This is a genomic window from Xanthomonas translucens pv. cerealis (genome assembly GCF_006838285.1).
Lineage (GTDB): Bacteria > Pseudomonadota > Gammaproteobacteria > Xanthomonadales > Xanthomonadaceae > Xanthomonas_A > Xanthomonas_A cerealis.
Genome location: NZ_CP038228.1, coordinates 3,995,223 through 4,007,399, shown reverse-complemented (window position 1 = coordinate 4,007,399; position 12,177 = coordinate 3,995,223). Strand labels below are relative to the sequence as shown.

7 protein-coding genes are annotated in these 12,177 nt (G+C 68.0%); all 7 read left to right on the top strand.

Features of this window, described 5'->3' with window-relative positions; all coding sequences use genetic code 11:
* The first annotated feature begins 104 nt into the window (after nt 1-104).
* The 7 genes from E4A48_RS17690 (at nt 105) to E4A48_RS17660 (ending at nt 11,956) form a co-directional block, all read left to right on the top strand.
* Nucleotides 105-500 (top strand): I78 family peptidase inhibitor, encoded by a 396-nt coding sequence (locus E4A48_RS17690; RefSeq protein WP_039006516.1) that lies wholly within the window; start codon nt 105-107, stop codon nt 498-500.
* Between the two features lie 207 nt (nt 501-707).
* Nucleotides 708-5,165 carry a glutamate synthase large subunit gene (gene gltB / locus E4A48_RS17685; protein ID WP_039006517.1) on the top strand — a complete coding sequence of 1,486 codons (4,458 nt, stop codon included), beginning with the start codon at nt 708-710 and terminating at the stop codon, nt 5,163-5,165.
* A 127-nt stretch (nt 5,166-5,292) separates the two neighbouring features.
* Complete coding sequence (locus E4A48_RS17680) at nt 5,293-6,783, top strand: FAD-dependent oxidoreductase (protein WP_039006518.1); 1,491 nt, start codon at nt 5,293-5,295, stop codon at nt 6,781-6,783.
* Between the two features lie 498 nt (nt 6,784-7,281).
* The gene (locus E4A48_RS17675; RefSeq protein WP_142742876.1) at nt 7,282-8,340 is read left to right on the top strand and encodes a glycoside hydrolase family 5 protein; all 1,059 of its coding nucleotides are present in this window, start codon (nt 7,282-7,284) and stop codon (nt 8,338-8,340) included.
* 296 nt (nt 8,341-8,636) lie between these two features.
* Nucleotides 8,637-9,680 carry a glycoside hydrolase family 5 protein gene (locus E4A48_RS17670; protein ID WP_142742875.1) on the top strand — a complete coding sequence of 348 codons (1,044 nt, stop codon included), beginning with the start codon at nt 8,637-8,639 and terminating at the stop codon, nt 9,678-9,680.
* Between the two features lie 204 nt (nt 9,681-9,884).
* Nucleotides 9,885-10,940 (top strand): glycoside hydrolase family 5 protein, encoded by a 1,056-nt coding sequence (locus E4A48_RS17665; protein ID WP_142742874.1) that lies wholly within the window; start codon nt 9,885-9,887, stop codon nt 10,938-10,940.
* A 137-nt stretch (nt 10,941-11,077) separates the two neighbouring features.
* Nucleotides 11,078-11,956 carry a methylglyoxal synthase gene (locus tag E4A48_RS17660; protein WP_142742873.1) on the top strand — a complete coding sequence of 293 codons (879 nt, stop codon included), beginning with the start codon at nt 11,078-11,080 and terminating at the stop codon, nt 11,954-11,956.
* Nucleotides 11,957-12,177: the final 221 nt, after the last annotated feature.

Below are 12,177 nucleotides of genomic sequence, written 5' to 3'. Positions count from 1 at the left end.
CTAGGCCGCGTCAACGGCGGCCGGTTAACGTGCGCCGAACGCGACTTGTCCGATTCTTGTGCGCTTATGCTGGACCTGCCCCCCTCCATCCACCAGGAGCCTCGATGAGCACTTTCCTTTCTTCTCGTGCGTCCGCGCATGCCGGCCTGTTGGGCACGGCGTGCCTGGCGCTGGCCTTGGCCGCGTGTACCGCGCCGGTGCCGGACGAGCAGGAACAGGTAGCGGCCAAGGCGCAGGCCGCCGCGCAGCGGGCCGCCGCGCCGGATCCGGCCAGCGCCCCGGAGCCGCCGCCGGTGGGCACGTGCGACGCCTCGCAGGCGCAGGGCCTGGTCGGCCAGGCCGCCGAACAGGCGTTGCTGGACCAGGCGCGCAGCGACACCGGCGCCAAGAGCGTGCGCGTGCTCAAGCCGAACCAGGCGGTGACCATGGAGTTCGATGGCGAACGGCTCAACATCGAGGTCGATGTCAAGAACCAGATCACCGGCGTACGCTGCGGCTGAGGCCCGTCCGCCGCCGCCTGCAGGTGGTGCGTACGGCTGCAGCAGCAGAGTGGTTGCCGCCACTACGGTTGCAGTTGAAACCTTGTATTGCGGCACCGCACCAACATGTGCTTTAGTCGATGTTCCGGTGACCTCAAGATGCGCTCCAGGATAGAGCGGGGGCGAGTGTCGCCGCGTTCCTTCGGATCGCTTTTTTCAGAGGCAGACATGGCCCCCCGCAACCGCCACGGGCTCTACGACCCCCAAGACGAGCGCGATGCCTGTGGTTTCGGCATGGTCGCGCAACTCGATGACCAACCCTCGCGGGCCTTGGTGGATACCGCCATTGCCGCGCTGTCGCGGATGACCCACCGTGGCGGCGTCGCCGCCGACGGCCTGACCGGCGACGGCTGCGGCCTGCTGATCCGCAAACCCGATGCGTTCTTGCGCGCGCTGGCGCGCGATGCAGGCATCGCGGTCGGCGCGCGCTTCGCCGCCGGCCAGGTGTTCATGCCGCGCGACGACGCGGACGGCGCCGCGCGCTGCCGTCAGGTATTGGAAGAGGAGCTGCTGCGCGCCGGCACGCAGCCGCGCGGCTGGCGGATCACCCCCACCGACGATTCGGTGTGCGGGCAGCTGGCCAGGGACACCATGCCGCACATCGAGCAGGTGTTCGTCGATGCCGGCGCCGAGCACAGCGAGGACGGCTTCGCCCTGGCCCTGTTCCTGGCGCGCCGCCGCGCCGAGCAGCGCCTGCGCGACATCGCCGACTTCTACGTCACCACGCTCTCGCCCAGCGGCATCAGCTACAAGGGCATGGTGCTGCCGGACAAGCTGAGCACCTTCTACCCGGACCTGCAGCGCAGCGACCTGGCCTCCAGCGCGATCGTGTTCCACCAGCGCTTCTCGACCAACACGCTGCCGCGCTGGCCGCTGGCGCATCCGTTCCGGCTGCTCGCGCACAACGGCGAGATCAACACCATCGAGGGCAACCGGCACTGGGCGCAGGCCCGCAGCAAGGTGTGGAAGACACCACGCTTCGACATCGCCGAGTTCGACCCGGTGATCTCGATGCACGGCTCGGACTCGCAGAGCCTGGACAACATGCTCGAGCTGCTGGTCGCCGGCGGCATGGACCTGCTGCACGCGCTGCGCATCCTGGTGCCGCCGGCGACCCAGTCGCTGGAGTTCAAGGACGCCGACCTGGCCGCGTTCTACGAGTTCTACGGACTCAACACCGAGCCATGGGACGGCCCGGCCGGCATCGTCGCCTGCGACGGCCGCTACGCCGCGTGCATGCTCGACCGCAACGGCCTGCGCCCGGCACGCTGGATGCTGACCTCCGACCGCCATTTCCTGGTCGCCTCGGAAGCGGGCGTGTGGGAACTGCCGGCCGAGCGCGTGATCCGCAAGGGCAAGCTCGGCCCGGGCGAGATGATGGCCATCGACCTCAAGCGCGGCGATCTGCTCGATTCTGACGCGATCGACCGCATCAACCGCGGCCGCGCCCCGTACAAGCAGTGGTTGCAGCAGGGCGTGACCTACCTGCAGACCGAACTGATCGACCCCTCGCTGGTCGAGGAACCGTTCGACGAGCGCACCCTGCGCAGCTACCACAAGCTGTTCCAACTCAGCACCGAGGAAGTGGAACAGGTGCTGCGGCCGCTGGCCGAGACCGAGCAGGAAGCCACCGGCTCGATGGGCGACGACACCCCGATGGCAGTGCTCAGCCGCCACACCCGGCCGCTGTACGACTACTTCCGCCAAGCGTTCGCGCAGGTCACCAACCCGCCGATCGATCCGCTGCGCGAAGACTGCGTGATGTCGCTGACCACCCAGCTCGGCAAGGAGACCAATATCTTCCACGCCGGCCCGGAGACGGTGAACCACGTCATTCTCAACTCACCGGTGCTCAGCCAGCGCAAGCTGCGCCAGCTGCTGAAGATGGAGCAGTACCAGACGCGCAACGCGCAGATCGATCTGTCCTACAGCGTCGAGGAAGGTCTCAAGGCCGGCCTGGAGCGGATCTGCGCGCAGGCCGAGCAGGCGGTTCGCGACGGCAAGGTCATGCTGCTGCTGACCGACCGCTACCCGGTGCCGGAGCGGCCGATGGCGCATGCGCTGCTGGCCACCGGCGCGGTGCACCACCATTTGTCGCGCGCCGGCCTGCGCTGCGACGCCAACCTGATCATCGAGACCGGCACCGCGCGCGATCCGCACCACATGGCCTGCCTGCTCGGGTTCGGCGCCACCGCGGTGTATCCGTACCTGGCCTACCAGACCCTGTTCGACCTGGGCCGGCGCGGCATCCTGCTGCTGAAGAAGGGCGGCGAACAGGCGCAGATCGGCCGCAAGTACCGCAAGGGCGTCTACAAGGGCCTGTCCAAGATCATCTCCAAGATGGGCATCTGCACCATCGCCAGCTACCGCGGCGCGCAGCTGTTCGAGATCGTCGGACTGGACCCGGACGTGGTCGAACTGTGCTTCCCGGACACCGCCTCGCGTATCGGCGGGGTGAACCTGGCGCGGCTGGACACCGAGGCGCGGCAGCTGAACGCGCGCGCCTGGAACGACCTGCTCAAGCCCGAGGTGGGCGGGCTGCTGAAGTATGTGCACGGCGGCGAGTACCACATGTACAACCCGGACGTGGTCATGACCCTGCAGCGCGCCACGCGCAGCGGCGAGCAGGCCGACTGGGCCACCTACGCCGAGGCCGTGCACGCGCGCCCGCCGTCGGCGCTGCGCGACCTGCTGCAGCTCAAGCGCGCCGAGGTGCCGACCCCGCTGGATGAAGTCGCACCGGCCTCGGACCTGCTGCGCCGCTTCGACACCGCCGCGATCAGCCTGGGCGCACTGTCGCCCGAGGCGCACGAAGCGCTGGCGATCGCGATGAACCGCCTCGGCGGGCGCAGCAACTCCGGCGAAGGCGGCGAAGACCCGGCGCGCTACGGCACCGAGAAGCGCTCCAAGATCAAGCAGGTGGCCTCCGGCCGCTTCGGCGTCACCCCCGAGTATCTGGTCAATGCCGAAGTGCTGCAGATCAAGGTCGCGCAGGGCGCCAAGCCCGGCGAAGGCGGCCAGTTGCCCGGGCACAAGGTCAACGAGCTGATCGCGCGGCTGCGCTACGCCAGGCCGGGCATCGGCCTGATCTCGCCGCCGCCGCACCACGATATCTATTCGATCGAGGACCTGGCGCAGCTGATCTACGACCTCAAGCAGGTCAATCCGACCGCACTGGTGTCGGTGAAGCTGGTCAGCCATGCCGGCGTGGGCACCATCGCCGCCGGCGTGGTCAAAGCCGGCGCCGACCTGATCACCGTGTCCGGCCACGACGGCGGCACCGGCGCCAGCCCGGTCAGCTCGATCCGCTATGCCGGCGTGCCGTGGGAGTTGGGCGTGGCCGAGTCGCACCAGGCGCTGGTCGCCAACAACCTGCGCGACCGCACCATCCTGCAGACCGACGGCGGCCTGAAGACCGGCCTGGACGTGGTCAAGGCCGCCATCCTGGGCGCCGACAGCTTCGGCTTCGGCACCGGCCCGATGATCGTGCTCGGCTGCAAGTACCTGCGCATCTGCCACCTCAACAACTGCGCCACCGGGGTGGCCACCCAGGACGAGCGCCTGCGCGCCAACTACTTCACCGGCCTGCCCGAGCGGGTGGAGAACTTCTTCAGGCTGCTGTCCGAAGAAGTGCGGCAGTGGCTGTCGTACCTGGGCGCACGCTCGCTGGACGAGATCATCGGCCGCACCGAGCTGCTGCAGCAACTGGACGTGTCGCCGCGCGAAGGCGTGCGCGTGGACCTGTCGCGGCTGCTCAAGGACATGCGCTACGACGGCAGCCACTGCGCCGCGCAGCGCCTGTACGAATCGCCGGACAGCCTGGCCACGCAGATGGACGGCCTGCTCGCCGACGCGATCGCCCACAAGCGCGGCGGCGACCACCGCTTCCTGATCCACAACACCGACCGCTCGATCGGCGCGCGCCTGTCCGGTGCCATCGCCCGCGTGCACGGCAACCACGGCATGGACGACGCGCCGCTGAGCCTGCGCTTCCGCGGCTCGGCCGGGCAGAGCTTCGGCGCATTCAACGCCGGCGGCCTGCAGCTGGAGCTGGAGGGCGAGGCCAACGACTACGTCGGCAAGGGCATGGCCGGCGGGCGCCTGGTGGTGCGTCCGCCGCGCGGCGCGCGCTTCGAGGCGCGCAGCACCGCAATCATCGGCAATACCTGCCTGTACGGCGCCACCGGCGGCGAGCTGTACGCCGCCGGCCGCGCCGGCGAGCGCTTCGGCGTGCGCAACTCCGGCGCGCTGGCGGTGATCGAGGGCGCCGGCGACCACTGCTGCGAGTACATGACCGACGGCATCGTGCTGGTGCTGGGCAAGGTCGGGCTGAACTTCGGCGCCGGCTTCACCGGCGGGCTGGCCTACGTGCTCGACGTGGACCGCGATTTCGTCGACCGCTACAACCACGAGCTGATCGACATCCATCGCATCTCCGCCGAAGGCTTCGAGAGCCACCGCCAGCACCTGCACAAGCTGATCAGCCGCCACCGCGAACTGACCGGCAGCATCTGGGCGCAGCAGATCCTCGACGAATTCCGCGACTACGTCGGCAAGTTCTGGCTGGTCAAGCCGAAGGCGGCGAGCATCGAGTCGCTGACCGAGTCGTTGCGGCGCGCTGCTTGATCGACGCGCCCTCTCTCCTGTTTGTGGGAGAGGGGGTGCGCGAGGGCGCTGCGCGCGCCGTACCCTCATCCGCCCCTTCGGGGCACCTTCTCCCGAGGGGAGAAGGGATTACGCCACGGAATTTTTTATGAGCCGCAAACAAGCCTTCCAGTTCCTCGACCTGCCCCGGCAGATGCCGCAACGCATCCCGGTGGAACTGCGTACGTCCGGCGACTGGAACGAGCTGTACGGCAAGTTCGACAAGGCCGACGCGCAGTACCAGGCCGGGCGCTGCCTGGACTGCGGCAATCCGTACTGCAGCTGGAAATGCCCGGTGCACAACGCGATCCCGCAGTGGCTGCAGCTGGTGCAGGAGAACCGCATCGAGGAAGCCGCGGCGCTGTGCCACAGCACCAATCCGCTGCCGGAAGTGTGCGGCCGGGTGTGTCCGCAGGACCGCCTGTGCGAAGGCAGCTGCACGCTGGAGGAATTCGGCGCGGTCACCATCGGCGCGGTGGAAAAGTACATCGTCGATACCGCGCTCAACAACGGCTGGCGCCCGGACCTGAGCCAGGTCCAGGCCACCGGCAAGCGCGTGGCGGTGATCGGCGCCGGCCCGGCCGGGCTGAGCTGCGCCGACCGCCTGGCCCGCGCCGGCATCCATGCGGTGGTGTACGACCGCTACGAACAGATCGGCGGCCTGCTGCAGTTCGGCATCCCCAGCTTCAAGCTCGACAAGAGCGTGATCGGCAAGCGCCGCGAGGTGCTCGAAGGCATGGGCGTGGAATTCCGCCTGGGCGTGGAGATCGGCCGCGACGTCAGCCTGGAGCAACTGCTCGGCGACTACGACGCGGTGTTTCTGGGCACCGGCGCCTACCGCTACACCGACGGCGGCCTGGCCGGCCAGGATCTGCCCGGGGTGCTGCCGGCGCTGCCGTTCCTGGTGCAGAACAGCCGCATCGTCGGCGGCAACGATCCGTGGGGCCGGCCGATCGCCGGCTGGGAAGACACCATCGCGCTGCCGGACCTGGGCGGCAAGCGCGTGGTGGTGCTCGGCGGCGGCGACACCGGCATGGACTGCGTGCGCAGCGCGATCCGTCTGGGCGCGGCCAAGGTCACTTGCGCCTATCGCCGCGACGAAGCCAACATGCCCGGCTCTGCGCGCGAAGTGGCCAACGCGCGCGAGGAAGGCGTGCGCTTCCTGTTCAACCGCCAGCCGCTGGCGGTGGAAGCCGATGCCGCCGGCAAGCTGGCCGGCGTGCGCGTGGTGCAGACCCGCCTGGGCGAACCCGATGCGCGCGGGCGCCAGGCCGCGGTGCCGATCGAAGGCAGCGAATCGCTGCTGGACGCGGACGTGGTGATCATCGCCTTCGGCTTCTCGCCGAGCGTGCCCGAGTGGTTGGCCGCGCAGGGCGTGGAGGGCACCGCCAACGGCCGCATCCTGGCCGGCGGCAGCGATCCCGATGGCAGCGGCCGCCTGCCGTACCAGACCAGCAACCCGAAGCTGTTCGCCGGCGGCGATGCGGTGCGCGGCGCGGACCTGGTGGTGACTGCGGTGGCCGAAGGTCGCGACGCCGCCGCCAGCATCGCCGAATGGATCGGCAACCGCCTGCCGGTGACGACCCAGGCCGCAGCCTGAGCGACTTAGCCCGCGTCTGCGCGGACGACATCCTTGCATGCCCGTCGGCGAACCGCCGGGCCACCGTTGGCGCGCGTTGCCGGCGCCGCCGCCGCATTGCCCGGCAACCGCGCCGGCCCCTTCTCACAATGCGCCCGCAAGCCTCCCGTAGGAGCGGCTTCAGCCGCGACGAGCGAAGCGGATTTTCCGACTTGGCATGCAGTCGGGACTGAAGTCGCGACGAACGCAGCGGCGGGCCTTCCGGCTGCGGAAGTTGTCGCGGCTGAAACTCCTCCTGCATGCGCACCGACACCGCGACGAACCGTGCCTGCGTGCACAGTTGCGACCTCGCCCTGAGCGACACGAGCGCAACGCCGTCTTTCGCACCAGTGAATGCACCGCTAACGCGCGAGCGCCTAGGCTGGCCGAGCGGGGTGCGATCCGCGCACCCTTGCACCGCCGGGTGCTTCCCCCGATGGCACAACGGCATCCCCCCACCTCTTCCCTGGAAGCTCCCCCATGTCGCTTTCCTCTCTCTGGTCGTCACGGCTACGCCCCGTCGCTCCCGCCATGTTGCTGCTCGCCGCCGCCTTCAGCGTGTCCGCTCAGGACGGCAAAAGCGTGCTCAAGTACGCGGGCGTCAACCTGTCCGGCGCCGAATTCAATTCCGGCAAGAAGCCGGGCACGCTGTACAAGGACTACACCTATCCGGGTCCGACCGACTACGGCTACTTCGCCGGCAAGGGCATGAACATCGTGCGCCTGCCGTTCCTGTGGGAGCGCCTGCAGCCCACCGCCAAGGGCGAGTTCGATCCCGCGCAGCTGGCGCAGATCAAGAAGGCGGTGGCGCAGGCCAAGGCCAGCGGCCTGCACCTGATCCTGGACCCGCACAACTACGCCAAGTACAACGGTGCGCTGATCGGCAGCGCCGGCGCGCCGGCCGAGGTGTTCGCCGACCTGTGGCGGCGCCTGGCGACCGAGTTCAAGAACGACGACACGGTGATCTTCGGCCTGATGAACGAGCCCAACGCGGTCTCCTCCACCGACTGGGCCGCCGCCGCGCAAGCGGCGATCAACGCCATCCGCAAGGCCGGCGCGAAGAACCTGGTGCTGGTCCCCGGCACCGCCTACACCGGCGCGCACAGCTGGCGCAGCACCTACTACGGCACCTCCAATGCGGTGGCGCTGCAACCGCTGAAGGATCCGGGCAATCGCATGGCCTTCGAAGCGCACCAGTACTTCGACAAGGACAACAGCGGCACCAAGGGCGAATGCGTCAGCGCCGGCGCCGGCGCCGAGAAACTGGCCGGCTTCGTCAGCTGGCTGCGCGAGAACAAGAAGGTCGGCTTCATCGGCGAGTTCGCCACCGCCGATACCCCCGTCTGCAACCAGGCGCTGGAAGGCATGCTCAGCTACATCGAGCAGAACAAGGACGTGATCGTCGGCTGGACCTGGTGGGCGGCCGGCGCGTGGTGGAAGAACGACTATCCATTCAACGTGCAGCCGAACAAGGACGGCAGCGACAGGCCGCAGATGTCGATCCTGTCCAAGCACGCGCGCAAGGTCACCGGGAAGTGAGCCGGCAGGCGTGCCGGGCGCAACGTCCGGCACGCCGTCGCTGCAAGCATGGGCGACACAGAGCGCGCATGCGCTGCGGCGGTTGCCACATGCATCGCGCTGGCGACGATCGACAGAGAACCAGTCCGCGTTGGCCTTGCAAAGCCCAACACAGATCCGCGCACGCATGCAGGTTGGTCGTAGTGGCGAGGCCACGAATGCACTACGGTTGGACGTAAGCACACCATTTGCCATCAGTTCGGCCGTTTCACACTGTGCTTGGCCGATCCCTTCACTGATGCAGAAGGACGCCACCCATGTCTCGTTCACCATCTTGCCTGGGCGCGCTGCGCCTGGCATTGCTGCTTTGCCTGCTCGCCATGCTGCCTCAGCTGCACGCACAAACCGTGCTGAAATTCGCCGGGGTCAATCTGTCCGGCGCGGAAATCAGCTCCAGCAAAAAGCCCGGCGTGCTCAACGTCGACTACTTCTATCCGAGCGATGCCGACTACGCCTATTTCGCCGGCAAGGGCATGAACATCGTGCGCCTGCCGGTGTTGTGGGAACGCCTGCAGCCCAAGCCGCAGGGCCGGCTGGACAGCGTGCAGTTGGCGTTGATCAAGGCGGCGGCCTTGCAGGCAAGGGCGCATCACATGCGCCTGATCCTGGATATCCACAACTACGCCAGCTACTACGACCGCAAGATCGGCAGCGCGGCCGTGCCGATTAAGACCTTCAGCGACCTGTGGCAACGTCTGGCCTGGGAGTTCAAGGACGACGACAACGTGGTCTTCGGACTGATGAACGAGCCCCACGACATCTCGCCCGGACTGTGGGCTGCAGCCGCGCAGTCCGCAGTGGACACGATCCGCGCCGCCGGTGCGCGCAATCTGATCATGGTGCCGGGTGCACTGTGGAGCGGCGCGCACAGCTGGTACTCGACCGTCGACGGCGAATCCAATGCCACCGCGCTGGCCTCGCTGTACGACCCGCTCCAGCGCACCGCCATCGAAGTGCATCAGTATCTGGACCCCGATTCCAGCGGGACCAGCGTCGCCTGCGTGAGTCCCAGCGCCGCGACAAAACGCCTGGTCGGCTTCACCAACTGGTTGCTCAAGACCAGGCACATCGGCTTCCTAGGCGAATTCGGCGCTAGCCACAATTCTGTTTGCCAGCAAGCGCTGGACGACATGATCGGCTACATCGAACAGCACAGCAGGCTGTGGTGGGGTTGGACCGCCTGGGCCGGCGGCGCCTGGTGGAACCCGCACTATGCGTTCAACCTGCAGCCCGATGCGGATGGGCGCGACAAGCCGCAGTTGTCGATCCTGTCGGCCAGGGCGAAGCGCATCACGCGCTGACGCCGCCTTCGCTGCACGCGCGCCGCCGATCGTGGCGCGCACCATGGCGCGCCGCAGCGTCTGTCCACACAGCTGCGCCATACACGTACCACCTCGGGAGAGGAGCGGCGGCCGCACTGGCATGCCGATTGCAACTGATCAGGAGGACCGCCGCCACACATTGCGGCGGCCACGTCCGTTCGTTCTTCTCCATGAGGCAATCCCATGCGACGCATTTCCTCTTCCATTGCATCCCCGCGCTGGCTGCTGCGCGGGGCGCTGTGCATAGCGCTGGCCGCCTGCGCATCCACCGCCATCGCGCAGGATCCAGTGCGCTACGCCGGCGTCAACCTGGCCGGCGCGGAATTCAATTCGGCCAGGAAGCCGGGCGTGGTCTTCAAGGACTATCTGTATCCCAGCGACAGCGACTACGCCCAAGTCGCCGCGCAGGGCATGAACATCGTGCGCCTGCCGTTCCTGTGGGAACGCCTGCAACCCACCGCCAACGGCGTGCTGGACGCCGCCCAGCTCGGCTATCTGCGCACCGCGGTGAGCCGCGCCAAAAGCCACAACCTGCGCGTGATCCTGGACCTGCACAACTACGCCAAGTACAAGGGCACGCGGATCGGCAGCGACGGCATGCCAGCCAGCGTGCTGGCCGACCTGTGGCGGCGCTTGGCGATCGAGTTCGGCAACGACGACACGGTGATCTTCGGGCTGATGAACGAACCCAACGGCATTTCCTCCGGCGACTGGGCCGCCGCGGCGCAACGGGCGATCGATGCGATCCGCAGCGCCGGCGCCTATAACCTGATCATGGTGCCGGGTACCGCATTCACCGGCGCGCATAGCTGGAACAGCAGCTGGTACGGCGTGCCCAACGCGCAATCGATGATGTCGATCGAGGATCCGGTCGAAAACCTGGTGTTCGAAGTCCACCAGTACTTGGACCAGGACTACAGCGGCACCAGCGCCAATTGCGTCAGCGCCAGCATCGGCTCGGAAAAGCTGCGCGGCTTCACCAAGTGGCTGCGCGAGAACGGCCACCAGGGCTTCCTCGGCGAATTCGGTGCCAGCAGCAATGCCACCTGCATGGCCGCGCTGGACGACATGCTCGGCTATGTGCAAGACAACGCCGACGTGTGGATGGGCTGGACCGCGTGGGCGGCCGGCGCCTGGTGGAAGATCGACTACGCGTTCGGCCTTCGACCCAACCCGGACGGCACCGACAAGCCGCAGATGCGCGTGCTGTCGACGCGGGCGAAACAGATGCTCGATTAGCCGCGATTGGAGATTGGAAGAACATGTTGCGATGGGTGGCTGCTCCCTTCTGGCCTGGGGCGATAGCGATAGCCGACGATTGAGCCCGTACCGCGATCCGGCGCAGACTGTCGTTCCTTCTCCGCACGGATCGACGTATGCGCCTGGGCTTGGCCGCCAACCGACTGCACCACCAGGGCAAGGACGCCGCCCTGTTCCGCTGGCTGCGCGCCTGCGAGGCCGGCATCCGCGAACTGCGGCTCGGCCTGCACGCGGTCGGCCGCACCCATGAAGCGATCGCGCGCGCCGGCTGGCTGTCGGGCTACACGGAACTCAAGCACTATCCGTTCGGTCGCGAAGGCGGGCTGATGAAGCTGGTCGCCGAAGTGGTGGGCCTGGAAGGCGCCGAGCGCAGCCTCGACGGGGCGATCTACTTCATCGATCCGGTCGATCCCTCGTCGATCTTTCCCGAGGCGATCGCGCTCAAGCGCCAATGTGTGATCCATGGCAAGCCCTTCATCTCCACCGTGGCCAGCGCCCGCGACTGGATTGAGATGGAGCGCGTGCACGCAGGGCTGGCGGCCGACGCCGGCGCCGACGATCTGCACGCGCTGGAGCAGCACACCCTGGCGCTGATCGCGCACGATGCGATGAAGCCGCAGATGTTGGCCTTCGCCAGCGAGCATTTCGACCTGCTGTCGCGCTTCGACCAGCGCATGGCGACCGGCACCACCGGCCTGCGTCTCAACGAACTGGCCTGGAGCCGCGGCTGGCCGCAGGGCCAGGACTGGGTGCACCGTTACCAGAGCGGGCCGATGGGCGGCGACGCGCAGATCGCCGACCGCGTGCTGGAACGGCGCTGCCAACGCGCGATCTTCTTCGAGGATCCGCATGTGGCGCGCCAGCACGAGGCGGACATCCAGCTGCTGGAGCGCGCGGTGACCACGGTCACCGACAGTGCGGTCTGCATCACCTCGCCGCTGATCGCCGCACGCTGGGCGCAGGCGGCGGCGAAGCGGGCGCTGCCGCCGGCCTGAACGATGCGGCGAGCGGTTTCTCTGCGCCATTCGCACCGTGCGGGACCTCAGTCGCGACGCGCATTAACGAGAATGCCCGTGCATCTTTGGCACGACGCCATCCGCAGTGGCTTCCACTGGTGTCGTCTTCAAATCGAAATGCTCCCGACGGCGTTCGGACGTCGCCAGGCTCCGGGTCGGGCACCCGGCTACAGGAAGGGACCATCTGTGCCGCGCTGGGT